11 protein-coding genes are annotated in these 17,399 nt (G+C 63.3%); 8 read left to right on the forward strand and 3 right to left on the reverse strand.

Annotated elements, in window-relative coordinates; genetic code table 11:
- Positions 1 to 22: 22 nt before the first annotated feature.
- Positions 23 to 922: an NAD kinase gene (locus EV670_RS00865; RefSeq protein WP_130429936.1), complete on the reverse strand. Its 900-nt coding sequence runs from the start codon at positions 920 to 922 to the stop codon at positions 23 to 25.
- 100 nt (positions 923 to 1,022) lie between these two features.
- On the opposite strand from EV670_RS00865, the gene hrcA reads away from it, so the two are divergent.
- The 3 genes from hrcA (at position 1,023) to EV670_RS00880 (ending at position 4,228) form a co-directional block, all read left to right on the forward strand.
- Positions 1,023 to 2,057 (forward strand): heat-inducible transcriptional repressor HrcA, encoded by a 1,035-nt coding sequence (gene hrcA, locus EV670_RS00870; RefSeq protein WP_130429937.1) that lies wholly within the window; start codon positions 1,023 to 1,025, stop codon positions 2,055 to 2,057.
- A 12-nt stretch (positions 2,058 to 2,069) separates the two neighbouring features.
- Complete coding sequence (locus EV670_RS00875) at positions 2,070 to 2,690, forward strand: hypothetical protein (RefSeq protein ID WP_130429938.1); 621 nt, start codon at positions 2,070 to 2,072, stop codon at positions 2,688 to 2,690.
- A gap of 236 nt (positions 2,691 to 2,926) precedes the next feature.
- A complete protein-coding gene (locus EV670_RS00880; RefSeq protein WP_130429939.1) occupies positions 2,927 to 4,228 on the forward strand; it encodes a tyrosine-type recombinase/integrase in 1,302 nt (433 codons plus the stop codon).
- Positions 4,229 to 4,727: 499 nt separating this feature from the next.
- Here EV670_RS00880 and EV670_RS00885 read toward each other — a convergent pair whose 3' ends face one another.
- Positions 4,728 to 5,366: a hypothetical protein gene (locus EV670_RS00885; RefSeq protein WP_130429940.1), complete on the reverse strand. Its 639-nt coding sequence runs from the start codon at positions 5,364 to 5,366 to the stop codon at positions 4,728 to 4,730.
- 1,629 nt (positions 5,367 to 6,995) lie between these two features.
- Between EV670_RS00885 and EV670_RS00890 the strand changes: the two genes are divergently transcribed.
- The gene (locus EV670_RS00890) at positions 6,996 to 7,796 is read left to right on the forward strand and encodes a hypothetical protein (protein ID WP_130429941.1); all 801 of its coding nucleotides are present in this window, start codon (positions 6,996 to 6,998) and stop codon (positions 7,794 to 7,796) included.
- 50 nt (positions 7,797 to 7,846) lie between these two features.
- Here EV670_RS00890 and EV670_RS18710 read toward each other — a convergent pair whose 3' ends face one another.
- A complete protein-coding gene (locus EV670_RS18710) occupies positions 7,847 to 8,143 on the reverse strand; it encodes a hypothetical protein (protein ID WP_207224970.1) in 297 nt (98 codons plus the stop codon).
- Between EV670_RS18710 and EV670_RS00895 the strand changes: the two genes are divergently transcribed.
- The 4 genes from EV670_RS00895 (at position 8,144) to EV670_RS00910 (ending at position 17,197) form a co-directional block, all read left to right on the forward strand.
- Complete coding sequence (locus EV670_RS00895) at positions 8,144 to 8,326, forward strand: hypothetical protein (protein ID WP_130429942.1); 183 nt, start codon at positions 8,144 to 8,146, stop codon at positions 8,324 to 8,326.
- Positions 8,327 to 8,881: 555 nt separating this feature from the next.
- Positions 8,882 to 10,573, forward strand: coding sequence for a DUF262 domain-containing protein (locus EV670_RS00900; RefSeq protein WP_130429943.1), 1,692 nt, complete (start codon positions 8,882 to 8,884; stop codon positions 10,571 to 10,573).
- Between the two features lie 187 nt (positions 10,574 to 10,760).
- Complete coding sequence (locus tag EV670_RS00905) at positions 10,761 to 15,689, forward strand: AAA domain-containing protein (protein WP_130429944.1); 4,929 nt, start codon at positions 10,761 to 10,763, stop codon at positions 15,687 to 15,689.
- Positions 15,686 to 17,197, forward strand: coding sequence for a hypothetical protein (locus EV670_RS00910; protein ID WP_130429945.1), 1,512 nt, complete (start codon positions 15,686 to 15,688; stop codon positions 17,195 to 17,197). The genes EV670_RS00905 and EV670_RS00910 overlap by 4 nt, the downstream gene beginning before the upstream one ends.
- Positions 17,198 to 17,399: the final 202 nt, after the last annotated feature.

Below are 17,399 nucleotides of genomic sequence, written 5' to 3' on the forward strand. Positions count from 1 at the left end.
CCGGGGTGACAGGAGCGGGGGCTCACACCACCACCCCTTCGTTCCAGTGCAGCTTGCGCCGCAGCGTGGCGTAGTAGCTCCAGCCGCGCGGGTGCAGGAAGCGCACCCGGTGCTCGCTGCGCCGCACGTGGATGCGGTCGCCGATCTGCAGGCTGGCCAGGCTCTGGTGGTCGAAGTTGACGCTGGCGTCGCGGCCGGCGGCGATCTCGACGATCACCTCGCCGGCATCGGGCAGCACGATCGGCCGGTTGGACAGCGAGTGCGGCGCGATCGGCGCCATCACCCAGCCGCTGATGCCGGGATGCAGGATCGGCCCGCCCGCGCTCAGCGCGTAGGCGGTGGAGCCGGTCGGCGAGGCGATGATCAGGCCGTCGGCGCGGAAGTTGGCGACGAACTGGTCCTGCACCTGCACCCGCAACTCAACCATGCCGGCGGTGGCGCCGCGCGTGATGACGACGTCGTTGACGGCAAAGCCCTCGTGGATGGTGTCGGTGTGGCCGGTGGTCGCGGCGCTGCCGCGCGTGATGCGGCCGGCGAGCAGGCTGCGCTGCTCTTCCTCGTAGTCGCCGGCGATCATCGGCGCGAGCGTCTGGTGCAGGTCGGTCAGCGGAATGTCGGTGATGAAGCCCAGGCGGCCCTGGTTGACGCCCACCAGCGGCAGGCCATGCCGGGCCAGCTGGCGTGCCACCGCAAGCATGGTGCCGTCGCCGCCGACCACCACGACCAGGTCGCAGCGTTCGCCGATCTCGTCGATCGACAGCAGCGCAGGCTCCGTCAGGCCGGTGTTCAGGCCGGTTTCGCGATCGAGCGAGACCTCGAGCCCCTGCGCCTGCAGGAACGCGGCCACCTCGCTGATCACCGAGCGGCTGCCGGGTGCCTGGTACTTGCCCACGAGGGCGGCGTGACGGAACCGGCTGGTCATGAGGTGCTGAGTTTGCGCGTCAAATTACACCACAGGGCCTGTTGCGCAGACGGGGCTGCGGCGCCGGCGCGACGCCGTGGTCCTAGAATGAAATTCAGCCATGAACACCGCACTCGACGATCGCGCCAGGAGCCTGCTGAAGATCCTTGTCGAGCGCTATATCGCTGACGGGCAGCCGGTCGGCTCGCGCACGCTGAGCCGCGCCTCGGGCCTGGAGCTGAGCCCGGCGACCATCCGCAACGTGATGGCCGACCTCGAGGAGCTCGGCCTGATCGCCAGCCCGCACACCAGCGCCGGGCGCATCCCGACCGCGCGCGGCTACCGGCTCTTCGTCGACACCATGCTGACCAGCCGGCCGCTGACCGCGGACGGCGCAGTGGCGCCACCGCAGTTCGACGCCGCGTTGCAACCCGACCAGCCGCAGCGCGTCATCGCACAGGCGGCGAGCCTGCTGTCCAACCTCAGTAACTTCGTCGGCGTGGTGACGGCGCCGCGCAAGCACGGGGTGTTCCGCCACATCGAGTTCATGCGCCTGGGCGAGCGGCGCGTGCTGGTGATCCTGGTCGCGCCCGACGGCGACGTGCAGAACCGCGTGATCGTGACCGCGCGCGACCATTCGCTGGCCGAACTTGTCGAGGCCACCAACTACATCAACACCCACTACGCCGGTCTCTCGGTGGAGGCGGTGCGCGAGCGACTCAAGAACGAGGTCGACCAGTTGCGCGCCGAGATCTCGCACCTGATGCAGGCCGCGGTGCAGGCCGGCGGCGAGGCCTTCTCCGAGAGCGTCGAGCAGGTGGTGGTCTCGGGCGAGCGCAACCTGCTGTCGGTGCAGGACTTCGGCAACGACATGGGCTCGCTGCGCAAGCTCTTCGACCTCTTCGAGCACAAGACCCAGCTGATGCGCCTGCTCGACGTCAGCAGCCGTGCCGAGGGCGTGCGCATCTTCATCGGCGGCGAGAGCCAGGTGGTGCCCTACGAGGAGCTGAGCGTGGTCTCGGCGCCCTACGAGGTCGACGGCCAGGTGGTCGGCACGCTCGGCGTGATCGGGCCGACACGCATGGCCTACGACCGCATGATCCAGATCGTCGACGTCACGTCGCGGCTGGTGACGCATGCGCTGAGCCAGAAATAGCGGACACCACGCATGAGGCTGCGCCACACGCTGATCGCCCTGGGCTGCGGCCTTCTGCTGCTGCAGGCGGCGCAGCCGGCGGCGGCGCAGAACGCGGTCACGCTCTACGGTGGGTGGCGCGGCGGCGGCTCGTTCCAGCAGGTCGACAGCGATGCCAGTGCCGATGTCGACGCCAGCGGCGCCGGTGCGCTCAGCATCGACTGGGCGCTCGACGGCGCACGCAACGTCCAGCTCTTTGCCAGTGGCCAGCGTACGCAACTGGCGCTGACGCCGGCCAGCGCCGGCGCGCCGAGCTCGGTGTCGATGCGCATCGGCTACCTGCACCTGGGCGGCTCCAACTACGTGGAGGGCTTCGTCGGCCAGGGGCTCTACGTGGCCGGCGGCCTGGGCGCGACCTACTTTTCGCCGAGCCTGGACGGGCTGAGCGCCGAGCTGCGACCCTCCATGAGCCTGGCGCTCGGCTTCGACCAGCCGCTGACCAACGCACTGGCGCTGCGCATGGAACTGCGCGGCTACATCACGCTGATCAACAGCAGCGGCGGCTTCTTCTGCTCGGGCGGCTGCGTCGTCTCGCTTCGCGGCGACGCCTTCTACCAGGGCGAGGCGCTGCTGGGCCTGTCGCTGCGCTTCTAGGCTCGCGCCGGCAGGCCCCACCTAGAATCCGCGCGCGGGCCGTTAGCTCAGTTGGTTAGAGCAGAGGACTCATAATCTCTTCGTTAACAAGATGCGGACATCGAGACGGATGTCTTGGAAGCCGCATGGATGCTTGCTTTCTTCGATATTGAGCGTCGGCCAGACGCTCCTTGAGCAGGCGTCGTGTGCAGTCCGTGTGCAAATCCGTTGCACACGCGCTGCCTGAAGGGGAGTTCATGCCTGTTTTTCAGTTGCCCAGTGGAAGCTGGCGCGTTCAGATCCGCCGCAAAGGGTTGCCGCATTTCGACAAGGTCTTCGAGACCGAGAACGAGGCGAGGATGGTCGAGGCGGAGCAGTTGAGTCTGCCGGCCCAGGGCTTCCAGCCGGCGGAGATCACGCTGCGTGATTTGTGGGAGAAGTACGCGGCTTCGAGCGACTTCCGCACGAAGGCGCTGACGACCCAGACGACCGAGAGCGGGCGCATCAAGCCGGTGCTGAGGCACCTCGGTGATTACGCCCTCAAGCATCTTGAGAATGCTCCGGGGTTGATCTACGAGTTCATCGACCTGCGTGAGCGAGCGGTTTCGCATCGCACCGGCAAGCCGCTGTCGTCCACGTCTCGTCGCCTCGAGATCGCAGCGCTGTCGTCGGTAGTGATTTGGGCCAAGAAGCGACGCTACGTCAAAGAGAACTTCGTGCGGACCATTTCGAGGCCGGGCCAGGCGAAGCGGACTCGCCGCGTCCCGCCGATCGAGATCGCAAAGATCCAGGCAGGCATGCACCATGAGGATCCGGTGGTTCGGCAAGCGAGTCGGTTCATGTACTTGATGCGCTGGGTGGGATGCCGGGCCGGCGAGCTGTCGCGGCTCATGTGGTCGAACGTCAACTGGCCGTCTGGCGATGCGATGTTTACCAATACGAAGTACAAGGCAGAGAACCGCCGAGTGCATCTGACACCGTCGGTGCTGGAAGTGCTGCGGACGCAGCAGGACTACTCTCTGGAGTTCTTCCCCGGCTCGCCGTACGTCTTCACGTCGCTCGCCAGGGCATTGGATGCGCCGGAGCCGTTTCGTCCGTTCAACTATTCGGGGGCGGTAAAGACCTTGCTTGCCTTCGACATCGTCGCCGCTGGATTCCACACGCACGCCATGAGACGCGAGTTCATCTCGCGCGCGATTGAAGAGGGCATGACTTACGCGAGGATCGGCAAGCAGACTGGGCAACGGTCCATTGCATCGGTTCAGATTTACGACCAGGGGGACGTGCTGGCGAAGACGCAGCGCGCGGCGATCGACGAGCACACGACCAGTGTGATCACGAGTGACGTATTCCTCGGGTTTGCCCAGATCCTCGGCATGACGCCGAGCCAGCTGCGCGCTGCTCAGAGCGGTCAGCCGGTCTCGAAGGAGCCGGCGATGTTCACGACTAACGCGGACATCATGGCATCGAGGCGGTCGGTGCAGATCGCACCCACTACAGGTACCCAGGCCAAGAGGCCGCTTGTTCGACCGCCGCGCGCGCGTCGAAAGGCCGAGTAGGGCAGAGACGTCAGGCCGATCTGGCCACGCGCTCGCAGGCCTGGAAGCGCAGCAGGAACACGACGCGCTACTTCGAGGGATCGACTCCGCATCTCGCGGTCGCGTTTCTGTCGCGAGCTCGCTACACGGTGCAGGTCAATGTCGACCTGCCATCAAAGTAGAGATGACTCAAGACAAGCAACTTCGTCTTCCATTCGCTCCTCAAGCATCGCACCGTACCCCGGCGCGACGCCGATGCCAACTGTTCCGACTGATGCTCGCCGAACACGGCCGCATCGGCACGCGGCAGCGACGCTGGGGCTCGATGCGCGCTCGGACGCGGATCACTCGATCGCGCAACTGATGTTCCAGCCTGGTCCATGGGGCCAGGCGCAAGACCCAAGGGCGGCCGTTTGGCCGCCCTCTTTGTGCCCCAGAAGAAAGAAGAGGCCCCAGTCGGGGCCTCTCGAACTGGCGATAGCGCTTGGCGCTATGCCGGCTTACCTGCACGCACGCTCGTTCAGTGAACGATCCGTGCGTAGTCGTCGATGTCCGACTCGTCCAACTTGACGATCTCCGGCTCGCCGGCAATCTGCTGTGCAAGCCATGGCCAATGAACCACCAGATTCACCTCTTGAACGATGAACCCCTCGATCGCCGTGCCGATGGCTTCAAGCGATGCCAGCGACCGCAGCATGACGGCACAGTCAATCACCTTGTCTTCCGGCGCCAACTCCGGCCACTCTTCGACCAGCCTGAGCAGCCCATCGTCCTGCGGCAGATTCATCCCGAGCTGCAGGATGTTGACCTTGCCGGTATCCAGCACGTGGCACGCGAAGGTGGCCATGCGCTTGGCGATGACTTCCTCGAGCCAGTTGTAGGACCGGCTATCGGACATCGGAACGATGTGCCGCCACTGCATACTTCCTGACTGCACGGTCAGCACGCAGTACATCACGCCCGCTCGCGATGGAAACACCGTCATCCGTCCGCCGATCGGGACGAAGCCGCTCTCGAGCCTGCGAATCTCCTTCTCCACTGCTGTGAACTCGAGCAAGTAGTCGCTGGGACTACGTGCCGCCGCATCGGGTGATGCCGAAGCAAGCTCGACTCTGTCGAGCAGTCCTCCGCAACGCAGCTGCTGCAGCAGCGTGAACATTTGGTTCGTTTGGTCTTTCATCTCTGTCCTCTACTGTTGAACTGGTCTTGACGACTGTCTTGACCTGCCCCGTATAGGCACGCTGTTTTCAGAAGTGCACCGAGCACGCTTCGCGTCGCCACACCACCGAAAAGCGCAGCCGGTGAAGACATGGCTTCACCAGCTGCAAAGAATTGGGGTGTCCCCCGCCAAATCGGCGGGGGACGGGTGCGCGCAATCGCACGCACCAGTTCTGTTTGAGTTTCCTTTCTGTCTTTCGATCTTTCTGGTTCTCGCTGCCAAGCAAGACCCATCAATGACCCACGTCGCCGCCAAGCGACGCGGGTCGGTTTCAGTTCGCAACTGGCATCTCCCGATGCCGTGTCTCATCAACTGCCCGGCGCCTTTCGTCCGCCGTCTTTCGACGGCCGTCATCTCCATGCTTCGATCACATCGCATGAAGACTTTCGACGACTACTCAGCTCCGCTCCCCTTCCGACAAGCCTCTTTTTTCGGAGGCGCGGCTTGATGTCAGGTGCCAACCTGACGCCTTCGGAAGTTCCCACGTTATTGCCCGGCTACTGCGCTTCGTGACGCCACCACCTCATCAATTGACATAGCTCTGTGAGCTCTCCGGTCGATGTCTCGACCGCGATTTCCCCCGCCCGATGTTCCATAGCGGCTGGGGTACTCTGTCAACGATTTCCAGTTGTGATCGATGCCCACTTCAGTGGCATCTATGGCTTCATGAAGCTCTGCAACGCATCCCCGTTTGGATGCGACTACGTGCTTGAGCTATCCAGCGATCCAGGCGGCTTGCGCCCCCTGGTACCAACGATCCGAGCTTTCGCCTGATCGCCTCGCCGCGGTTACCCGCGGCGCGTGCAGCCCACACGTGCAGCATGCGTTCAACCGTTGCCGGCTGCCCACAGGCGGTTCTGACGCAGCATCTGCTGCTCCCGCTTTCACCAGACACAGGTCCGATCCTGGTTACCCAGGTGGCCGTTTCCGTGTCGCCCAACCTCTTCATGGATTGGGTCGAAGGGGAGTGGTTAACTCCCCAGCGCCCGTCGCCACGCAGCGAGCCTGATTAGAGGCACTGCGCGACGGGCAGTTGTGCTGCAACCGGCTTGGCGGCCGGTGCAGAGAGAACGAAATTGCGATGGGCGTTGGCGCGCCCCTCGCATCAAAAGTTGCGGTGAGTTGGCGCTTTGCCCGATGAGGTGTCCTGAAGCTTTTGCTTCGACCTGCCTCGTGTAGCACAGGCGCCACCGAATCGAGACCGACCATTCGCATGCCTGCTCAGATCGGCCTCGGCGACCTCATCAGCCATTGACATGGCCGATGAGGTCGCAGCCATGCCTTCGACCAGGCGGCGCATTGAGCGCCATCCGGTCGAACGGGGACGCTGCGCTCCCCGTACCCCTCGCAAGGAACATCTTTAGGTGTGATTCGATTTCATCGAATCACACGGTGCATTCAGTGCGCGCCTGTGCGGCTCGCCGTGGACATTCGACTGCGGTGCGCGAACACACCGCAGCGTGCCTACACGACGCATCTCAACTGCAACGCTGCGCTGTGCAACCCCTGCCGAAGCTCTTCCCCGTCGGGACCTCGTATGTCCGCATCCCGTCCTCGCAGACTGCCTGCATGCGGATCGTCCTGGAGACCGTGGAGCGGGGCTCGTCTTGGTGGTCGACAGGCACCGTTGCGGTCGACAAGGCGGTTCCGCTGTCGCTCAAGTTCGCAGAGCTATATCAGACCGATCTGACGCCCGCACAGCGCACGGCTGTCCGGGCAAAGGGCAGGGCTTCGGCGCAGCTGCTGCTCTGGCCGGTTGACGTGACCTGCTTTCGCTGGTGGCTGCTCGCGTCGGACGGCCGTGGGCTGGTGCACGAGCGAGAGAAGCTTCAGCACGCGCATCGCTCGGGCGAACGGGTCACCTTCGGGGATCAGTACAAGCTCGTGCACCGGCAGCGACAGCGCGAAGCCGGTGGCGGCAAACGGTGGACGTGGGCGATGACGCCGCAGCGCTTCGAGCAGCACTTGAAGATGATTCGCCAGTTGTCCCGTTCTCATGGCCCGGGATCCGGCGTCGGCGACCGGTTGCTGACGTACCTTGATGCGGTCAAGAGGATGCCCGGCTACGCCGGAATTCGAGAGCAGAAGTTAGAGCTGCAGCAGGCTGGGCGCGAGGCCTGGCAGCGGACGCATCGAGCCGACCAGGCGTTCCCTTGGACAGAGCGCATTCCCTACCTGACTAAGTCCTTCGCGTGCTACCACGCGCCGGAGCCGCTCAGGCTCGACACGCTCGCCAACATGATGCAAAGAGAAGCCGCGGCGCGCGGTGCTGCTGCGGCAGCGACCGCGGCTGGCTTTCTGGACGCCTTCGGACAGGATGCGGGTGGCGAACCAGTTGCGCCGATGGATGAAGTCGCAGACCCGGTTTGAGGCTGGTCACAGCAGCGAGGCAGAGGTTGCCCCTTGCTTCGCTGTCGTTCTCAGCGGGTGCGCCTGGAGTCGGAGGTGTTGGCCCAGATCGTTGCTTGCCGCTCGGTCAGGACCGATGAAGCGAGGCGCCACCGAATCGTTGCCGTCGTCGCATCGACAACAGCGACTTCGAGACGGTCGCCGACCAGCCGGACCGCGATGGCCCTGCCGTCGCGCAGGGCGAGGGGCCGGGTGGCCCAGAGTGTCTGGGCTGCGGGCCTGCGGCCTGGGTTGGCAGGACGGGAAGACGGCTTGGACTCGCCGGGGGTGTCGACGGCGACCGAGGCTCTGGACGTACGAATGTGCATGTGATCTCCAAGGTGACGCAACTCAGCGAACACACCTGCGGTGTGTTGCTGTTGCGTCTGGAGATCAGCGCGGGCTACATGGTCGTCGTGGCTCAAATGCGGGCAACGAGTGTCACACCGATCGCCCTACGGGTTGCCCCGCAGGCGAGGGAGCGCTTGGGCAAGCACGAATTTTCCGTATGAGACGGTGATCAGCGGCACGCCTGCCGATCTCGGTCGCCTTGAACCATCAGTTCGAGAATGTTGTCGGTGGCAAGGATGCTCTCGATTAGCTGCGGTCGACCGCCTGCTGACGCTCTTCCGTCCTGATCTCACACGCGGCTCCAGACTGGGTGCACCCGTTCGCAGTGAACGTCCGTAGGACAGCTTGGTGTCCATAGGAGCCGGCGGCGGCGTAGACACGGTGAATGCGTAGGCATTGGCAGTGCTTTCGGGCCTACCTCCCGAGACGAGGCGGCAGTGCTTTGCGGAAACTGTAAGAACCGTGATCGTCTGATCGAGCCGTCTGGAGCTGCCTTACTGCCACCGGCGTTAACGCATGTGCCGAGCGTGCGATCAAACGGCCGCGACATCCAACATAAGCAGAGGGGTCTGCAACTGCGGGGATCGTCGCTGGCGGAGGGCAACTTGCACCGGAGTAATGCGGCCTACCGGAGAGCATCAAAGGCCCGCCTGCAGCGCGTGCGTCAATTACCATCACTGAACAATGGCCGGCAAACGCGCCACCGGGGAGAGGGCATGACCAAGAAGATCAGCGGAGCCGAGTTTCCGCTAGCGAAGATATTCAGCTCCGACTTTGACTACGCAATTCCGTCCTACCAGCGGCCGTATGCGTGGACGGAGGTGCAGGCGGGGGAGCTGTTCTCGGACCTAGTGGACTTCTTCACCAAGGAGAAAGACGACACCTACTTCCTGGGCAGCATCGTGCTCATCAAGGAAGAAGGCAAGCCGCACGCCGAGGTCATCGACGGGCAGCAGCGGCTGACCACTTTGACCATTCTGCTTGCGGCGCTGACAACCCAGTTCTCGGGCGAGCTTCGTGCGGACTTCGAGAACTACATCCGCGAGCCCGGCCGCGCCTCGCAAGGCCTGAAGCCCAAGCCACGGCTTGAACTGCGCGAACGTGACCGGCAGTTCTTCGCGGACTACATCCAAGGCCTCAAGTTGACCGAACTGGTGGCGCTTGATCCAGCGCAGGTGGACAACGAGTCGCAACGCAACGTGCGGCGCAATGCCGAGGTAATGCTGCAGCGCCTGAAGGCGACCTTCGGCGAGGACACGGACCGCCTGTGCGAGTTCGGCGCCTTTCTGGTTCAGCGCTGCTTCCTGGTGGCGGTGTCGACGCCCAGCCAGCAGTCGGCCTTCCGCGTGTTCTCGGTGCTCAACAGCCGGGGCCTGGACCTGCTGCCCACAGACATCATCAAGTCCGATGTCATCGGCAGCATCAAGCAAGTCCACCAGGAAGACTTCACCGAGATCTGGGAAGAGCTGGAAGTCGAGACCGGGCGCGACGGCTTCGCGGAGGTCTTCGGCCACATCCGCATGATCTACGCGAAAGAGAAGGCCCGCCGTTCACTGCTGGAAGAGTTCCGCGAGCGCGTTATCCCCAAGGTGGGTTCGGCAGAGGACCTAGTCTCCAAGGTAGTGGAGCCGTACACCCGAGCCTACCTCATCGCCAAGCACTGCCAGTACATCTCGACTTCGAACGCGGCGGAGATCAACGCGCTGTTGAAGTGGCTGAACCGCATCGACAACTCGGACTGGCTGCCCTCGGCGATGCAGTTCCTGGCCGAGCATGAGAACGACGCGGCCTATGTGCACTTCTTCTTGCGCAAGCTGGAGCGCCTGGCCGCGTGCATGCACATCTGCGGCTACGACGTAAACGCGCGGATCGAGCGCTACGCCACCTTGCTACGGGCGCTGGATAGGAGCCACTCGATGGCGTCGCCCGTGGAGGCCGTCGAATTGACGGCCTTTGAGCAGTCGGCGCTGCGACGCGTGCTGCAGAGCGACATCTACCTGATGACTGCAAGGCGCCGCAACTACCTGATCCTGCGGTTGGACTCGTTCCTGGTGGATGGTGCGGCCACCTATGACCCCACCGTTCTGACCATCGAGCACGTGCTGCCGCAGACAGTGGTCGAGGGCTCAGTGTGGGCCACGCAGTGGCCGAACTTCAGCGATCGCATCCTCTGGCTCCACCGCCTAGCCAACCTGGTGCCGCTGACGCAGCGTCGGAACTCACAGGCACAGAACTACGACTTCGAGCGCAAGAAGAAGGCCTACTTCGGCGGCAAGCAAGGCGTGTCGTCATACGCGCTGACCACCCAGGTCTTGAACACTGCGGCCTGGACACCGGCGGTCGTCGAGCAGCGTCAAGCCGACCTGTTGGAGATGCTGAGCACCAAGTGGGAGTTGGCGGAAACGTGACCTCGGCCGGAGCGGAAGGGCAAAGACTGATCAGAACACGCCCGTACGAGGCGGCAGCAGCAACCAAAGGGAGCCATACAACATGTTCAGAGCGTTGCCCGGGGCGGCACGGATTGAGTCGACCTGCGCCGTGATGTCGCCGGACTGCTACGGCCGCGGTGTCCCGGGCCGGGGCTGAGGGGCGACCATGGAGATTCGCCTCATCGAGAAAGCCGGCGTTCCGGCTTCAGAAATCGATGCGCAGCAGCGCATTCAGAAGGGATTCGATGCCGCCGCGTTTACCAAGGGCTGGCGGGGGTATGCGTCGTTCAAGCTGAGCCGAGGCGGCCCTGGTGGTGGCGACGACGACTTCGACCTTGTCCTGGTGACCCACACCCACATCATCGCCATCGAGCTGAAGAACTGGCGAGGCAAGGCGTTGGTCGCTCGCGGCGGTAACTGGTACGTGGATGGGCAGCCTCGCGGGCGATCGCCAGTGCCGCTCATCAACCTCAAGGCCAAGCGCCTGGGCACCACGATGCAGACGCGTCTGGGGCCTGCGAAGACGCCCTTGGTGCTGTCGTTCGTTGTCTTGACAGGGACGATCGAGGAACTGGATCTCTCAGAGGAGCAGGAAGAAGCGAAGTCCGTGCTGTTCATCGATGAGTTGCTGGAGTGGACCAAGGAAGACGAGTATCGGAAGTTCGTCAACCGCCCCTCCCGCATCAGGCCACTGACCTTCCTGAACGCGTACGACCTTTTCTTCGAGGGGCAGCGAGGTCGCCCTGCTGGCTTCAACATCCATGGCTACCGGCCGGAACCACAACCGCTGTGGGAACACCCCAAGCGGCTCTATGCCGAGTACCGCGCGAAGGAGAAGACCGACCCCGACAAGCTCGCATTGCTGAGGCAGTGGGACTTTTCCGCCCTCGGCTCGGAACTCATCGGTGAGGGCGAGCGCGGCTTCATCGGCCTGCGTGAACAACGCGTCTATGAACACGTCGAGCTGCGAAACGAGGAACTGTCGCGCAGCCTGCTGAGGCCGATCGCTCGGATGTCTGAAGCCGACGTGACGCGAGACTTCGCGGAACTCTATGCCTTGCCCCCCAAGGTGACCCGGCTGAGCGAGTTCGTGAACGCCGGGCTGGCCAGGCTGACTGCGCCGGAGCGCGTTGTCCTCGTGAAAGCGATGCTTCAGCGGTTTGCCGACCTGCACGATCTGAACGTTGCGCACCGCGACATCGGCGCACACTGCCTTTGGGTGGAGCGACCCGCCAAAGTCATCATTTCCGGCTTCCCAGCGGCCTACTACCCGACCATGGCGACCGTCGGCGCCTTCCGAGACAGAGTGAAGGTTGAGCGGGCCAACCTGCCTGAGGACTCAGGCAACGCCGAAGGCGCGACACCTTACAGGCGCGACATCTACATGTTGGGCGTGCTCGCGCACTTGATGCTCCACGGCGAACGTCCTCCTCGTGTGGAAGGCAACTTCGTCTGGGAGAAGCGTGCCGACGACGCCCACAGCGGTGGCTTCGACGCGGTGCTCTCGCGGGCGCTGAGCCCCCAGCCGAAGGATCGCTACGAGTCGGCCCGCGACATGCTGGAGGCGGTGAACGATGTCTCCAAGGGGGATAGCGAGCAGGTCATCGACCTCGCGGCTTTCGACATTTATCGGGCCAAGAGCCGCGTCAGGGACTACTCCGAAGAAAGCAAGCCACTGGCTGACGATGACGATCTCTTGGCCTTCCGGAGCTCTTTTGATGGCCAGCCCGTGCTGGTCAAGGAGTGGCATGGGGTTGAGCCCGACCTCAAGCGGCCTGACCTTGCCATCCGGCTCCTATCCTTCCTGGAGCGTGCCCGGAACCTGCGTGCCGCCGCCCTGCCAGGCCTAGCCAAGGTGCTCGATTGCGGCTTGAGCCGGCGCAGCTTGCTGCTCGTTCAGGGCTGGGTTGAAGGAGAAACGCTGGCCGAGTGGATGAAACGCCCGCAGTCGCGCGATGCAAAGCTCGCTGTCGCACGTGCCTTGACGCGAACCCTGGCGCAGATGCACGACTTCGAGTGGCCGCACGGAGACATCAAGCCGGACAACATCGTCATCGACGCCAACGGCAAACCCGTCTACGTCGACATACTGGACTTCCGCCGTTCCTCGGGTGATGCCTACACGACGGCATACCTTCCTGCGGACTACAAGTCGATGTCGCCACTGGCGCGCGACCGCTATGGGCTGGCGGCCGTGCTGAATGAGCTGCTGGTGGGCACCCAAGGTGAGGATGCCTTGTTGGGGCTGGAGCTGGTTCGCGACGAGATTCAGCGTCTCCTCAGCGAACGCCACCTCTCCGCCCTCGAACCGCTGCAGAGCGCACTCGACGGCAAAGGGCAGCCGACCGACGTGCCGGATCTCGAGCCGTATCGAATCACGGTCAGGAACCTCTCGGCAACTGGAGTGGCCCAGGGCGAGATGGTCAGCGACAACGGGTTCTTCTACCTCACGATGGAGAACTCGCGAAGGAACCCGGGCTCCAGATTGATTCACCTCACCGGAGCAGGTGCTCGGCTGACGATCGAGTGGCAGAGCACCGAGCGGCGCGCTGCGTGGGTGACGGCCAAGCAGGTGGACCTTACCCAGCTCATTTGGGCCCAAGACAAGTGCCTCGGTCGAATTCGTGTCCGATTAGTGTTGGCGGACGGGGCTCGGAACGAAGCGTCTGACCTTGAACCCTCTCTGGAGCTGTGGGACGAAGAGTTCGGTGACCGCCCCGGACAGCCCGCAGAGGCTGATCAAGGCGAGCCTGCATCCGACGAGCCGCAGTTGCCGGCGCAAACATCAGACGGAGAGCAGACCGAGCAAGCCGAAGCACCGGTTGAAGTTGACGTGGAGGAGCTTTGGCGCAGCCTGCTGGACGCCGAAGAGGAATCGCTTCCGCTGGCAACGGTCACCGCCGAGGCGCGGCGAAATCCGCAGCGCGAGCATCAAATGCTCCTGCCCTGCGTCCTGGACGGGGCTGGCTTTGATCCGGATGTGGACGACAGGACATGGGTTGAGCGCAAGAACGCAGAGGGCATCTGGCGCCGTTGTGGGGACCTTGAATTGCGCGACACCTATCTGGGTGCGAACGCGGAGCTGGCCATCGAGCGCTGGGGCGGAAAGCCACCGAAGCCGGGAGACAAGTTGCGGCTGCGCAGCAACATGGAAAATGCCTCCCTCACCCGACGCGCTGCCGCAGTTGATCGAATCCTGGAAGGCCGGTCCGTCATTCCGGACTTGATGGACTACTTCCAGTCATCTGGCAAGCAGCCGGTGCCTATGAAGTTTCACCTTCCGGCTGAGGAAGCGCTCGATGCCTATGCGCAAGGCAGCAAGCGCCTCAATGCGAGCCAGAAAGACGCGTTCCGGAAGGCGCTGCAGTTTGGCCCGCTCAGTTTGCTTCAGGGTCCTCCGGGGACGGGCAAGACCTGGTTCATCGCGTCGCTGCTTCACTACCTGATTTCAAAAGAAGGCGCTCGCCGCATTCTGGTGGTCAGCCAAGCCCACGAGGCGGTGAACACCGCGCTCGAAAAGGCGCTGGAGCTATTCGAAAGCAAGGGCATCGCCTTCGATGCCGTTCGCCTGGGGCATGAATCCGTTGTCTCCGAGCCGATCCGGCACCTCCACGCGGCGTCCATCGAGCAGTCTTACAGAGAGGGCTTCAAGGCTGAGTACAAGGAACGCGTGGTCCGGCTCGCGACTGAAATGGGTTTATCGGCCCCGTTCGCGTCGGCGGCCGTACGTCTTCATGTGAGTGTCGGTCGCCTTGTGGATCAGATCTCCATGTTGACGATGGAGCCCCCAGAACAAGCATCACGCAAAGCGAGAGAGAAGGACGGCGATGCGCCCGCTGAAGACCTAGCGGCCAACCGACTGCGTCAGCTGACGGAGGCACTTCACGAGGTCTGCAAGCGAGATTACCAATACGAGGTGGGAGAAGTTCAGCTCGGCGAGGTGCTCGATGACTTGTTCGAGCAATTGGCCGAGAAGTACGAAGTTCAGTCGCCGCAGGCGTTGCACCGCCTTCGGCGATTGCTGAAGATGTCGGATGACTGGCTCAAGACGCTCGGGGAGCCCGCCGCCAATTTCGTGGAGTTTCTGGCCAAGTCGCGTACGGTGGTTGCAGGTACGTTGGTGGGCATCGGGCGCCGTGCGGCTGGTGTCATTCAGAACATGTATGACTGGGTCATCATCGATGAGGCAGGACGGGCAGCGCCCAGCGAGCTGGCGGTTGCCATGCAGACCGGTCGGCGCATTCTTCTCGTGGGAGACCACAAGCAACTGCCCCCGACGTTCTCGCAGGAGGTGCGGGACGTTGTGGCCAAGAAGCTGAGCCGCGCCCACGATTCAAAGGCCTTCGCAAGCGACTTCGAGCGGGTGTTCGACTCACCGTACGGCGCCGCCGTTGGTGCGTCACTGAAGGAGCAGTACCGCATGGCGCCTGCCATCGGCGAGCTGGTCTCCGATGTCTTTTATGGTGGGCGGCTCGCTACGGGGCGAAACGCCTCGTGGCTGGATACGAGCTTGCTCCCACCGCCTCTTCGGCATGAGGTCTCGTGGGTCGACACCAGTACCCTTGGGAGAGCCGCGCTGGAGAGCACCTCTCCGGATCGCATAGACAGCTGGAACGACGCCGAAGCAGGCGTTGTGATGGCTGTGCTTCGAGCGCTACTTCAGAACCCAGCGCTCGTGCGTGCATTGCGAGAGGGGCTACAGCCTGGTGACCCCATCGTCGGCATCATCAGCATGTACTCGAAGCAGTGCGAGGTTCTCAACCGGATGAAAGGCGAGGCGCGCTGGATACCCGTTGAGCTTCGCAAGCTGATCAAGGTGGACACGGTTGACAGCTACCAAGGCAAAGAGAACCGCGTGGTGATCCTTTCTACGGTTCGCAACAACCCGCAGCTGAACCCTGGGTTCCTTCGGAGCCCGTATCGCATCAATGTAGCGATGTCACGTGCGATGGAGCGCCTGATCGTGGTTGGCTCTACGGCGATGTGGCGCGGAAAGAATGAGGGGACGCCGCTGGGCCAAGTTCTCAAGAAGGTGGAGGCATTGGCTGGCGCGCAGCGCGCCGCCATTGTCCGAGGGCAGGAGTTCAAGGCATGAGCACCGACCACATTCAGTTCAATCGCGTCACCTTTGCCTTGCCGGTGCAACCGTTCAAGGTGACGGCGTTCATCTCAACAGAGGAGCGTCTGCCGGCGGTCACCGAGTTTGTGCTCCGGCTTCTGCACACCTGTGGTCGCGTTTCTCTGGCGGCGTTCCGTGACTATTTCGGGTTCTCAGAGGCGGAAGCCTTGTCGGTGATCGAGTCGTTGGATCGGCAAGGCTATGTCAGCCTGTCAGACGATGAGCTGACCCTCGGCGAGGAAATGCGGCAGAGGTTCGAAGCATCGCCGGACGACTGCCCCTGGGTGACGAAGCTCAAGAAGCGATCGGACGTAGTTCCCTTCGACTTGTTGACGTTCTCGATGCTGGGTCGCGCCGAGTTCGCGTTCGCGACGGAGAACTGGGTGAAGCTGAATCCATCGCCAGACATCGTTGGCAGCAGCGTGGAAAGAGCCAGGCGCGCGTACCGCGAGAGCTTTGGACGCATCGAGCGTGAATCGGCTCGATCGCGCGGCGAGGAGCGGGAGCGCTCCTACGGCGTCCACTCGATTGAGAGCGTCGAGCCACGAAAGGCGGGCTTCGTTCCTTTGACAGTCAGCATGGAGGTAGACGCACGCAACGTGTTCTCTGCCAGGCTGCCCAACGAATTCGAGGCTGGCGCGAGTTTGGAATTGCTCACCGAGTTTCGTGAGCGGATGGCGCTGTCGTTCGAGGCGCAAAGCTGCGACGGTGATGGGGGCCTGCAGGACTTCCTGCAGATATTCCAGCTGGACTTCTTGCAGCCCTACGCCGTAGGAGCCGCGCTGAACGTGCACAAGCTGGCAACCGACGTTGAGCGAGGCTTGCCCGCACCCGCCGGCGTGCAGCCAATCTTTGGCAACCTTTGCTTGAAGAAGAACCGGGACGTTGTGCTGTCTTTGGTTCATGAAGCTAGGACGGGGCACAAGGGTCTTGGCAAGCACTTCGGCTCGGTGGCGTGGATGGCGCCCGACTACGAGTTCTGGGGACGCGGGGAGGACTTCCGACTAATGGTCGATGCACTCCGCAAGACGGTCAGGATCGGGCAGAAGGGGGACGACCTGTTTGTCTTCGACCGAGCACAGGAGCGGCAGGAAGCAGCTGTGCGCGGCAGGTATGCCGGGACCGGGCTTGTGGAGCTTCACCTTGTTCGGCCGGACGCGACAGCGAACACGGCATGGCGCTCATCGGTGGAACTAATGTTGTATCCCGGTCGATTTGCCGTCGCGGTTCTGCATATGCCGCTAGAGGCAGCCCCCGGAGTTCGGGTCGGCGTCGGGTTCATCTCCACGCAGTCAAAGCATCTTCGGACCGTGCACCAGATGATCCTCGATGCCGCGAACGGCAATCGATACGCGGGCAGGTGGTCACCGAACCGGGATGGCGCCGCGAGTCGATCGATGACGTTGTTCGAGCAGTGTCCGTTCTTGGCGTATTGCGACATTCAGGTTCCGGCCTCGACTGGAGGGTCGGTCATCGACGCGTAGCCCGGCTCGGGGTCGCCGTGACACCTGCGTCCGGCTGGTCGTGCCACATGCAAAAGATGCGGCGCTCGCGGTAAATGCTGCTCAACCCTTGTTGCGCTCAACTGTTTGCAATAAGAATCTGCCGCACGATCAGCAGATGCGAACGACAGCAGCCGCTGGCGGATTCAACGGGTCGATGCAACACACTGACTCTCTGCAATAG

Source organism: Rivibacter subsaxonicus, assembly GCF_004217215.1.
Lineage (GTDB): Bacteria > Pseudomonadota > Gammaproteobacteria > Burkholderiales > Burkholderiaceae_C > Rivibacter > Rivibacter subsaxonicus.

Excerpts from the sequence above, each read along its gene's own strand:
- EV670_RS00865 (WP_130429936.1), bottom strand. The coding sequence starts at position 922 with ATGACCAGCCGGTTCCGTCACGCCGCCCTCGTGGGCAAGTACCAGGCA.
- hrcA (WP_130429937.1), top strand. The coding sequence starts at position 1,023 with ATGAACACCGCACTCGACGATCGCGCCAGGAGCCTGCTGAAGATCCTT.
- EV670_RS00875 (WP_130429938.1), top strand. The coding sequence starts at position 2,070 with ATGAGGCTGCGCCACACGCTGATCGCCCTGGGCTGCGGCCTTCTGCTG.
- EV670_RS00880 (WP_130429939.1), top strand. The coding sequence starts at position 2,927 with ATGCCTGTTTTTCAGTTGCCCAGTGGAAGCTGGCGCGTTCAGATCCGC.
- EV670_RS00885 (WP_130429940.1), bottom strand. The coding sequence starts at position 5,366 with ATGTTCACGCTGCTGCAGCAGCTGCGTTGCGGAGGACTGCTCGACAGA.
- EV670_RS00890 (WP_130429941.1), top strand. The coding sequence starts at position 6,996 with ATGCGGATCGTCCTGGAGACCGTGGAGCGGGGCTCGTCTTGGTGGTCG.
- EV670_RS18710 (WP_207224970.1), bottom strand. The coding sequence starts at position 8,143 with ATGCACATTCGTACGTCCAGAGCCTCGGTCGCCGTCGACACCCCCGGC.
- EV670_RS00900 (WP_130429943.1), top strand. The coding sequence starts at position 8,882 with ATGACCAAGAAGATCAGCGGAGCCGAGTTTCCGCTAGCGAAGATATTC.
- EV670_RS00905 (WP_130429944.1), top strand. The coding sequence starts at position 10,761 with ATGGAGATTCGCCTCATCGAGAAAGCCGGCGTTCCGGCTTCAGAAATC.
- EV670_RS00910 (WP_130429945.1), top strand. The coding sequence starts at position 15,686 with ATGAGCACCGACCACATTCAGTTCAATCGCGTCACCTTTGCCTTGCCG.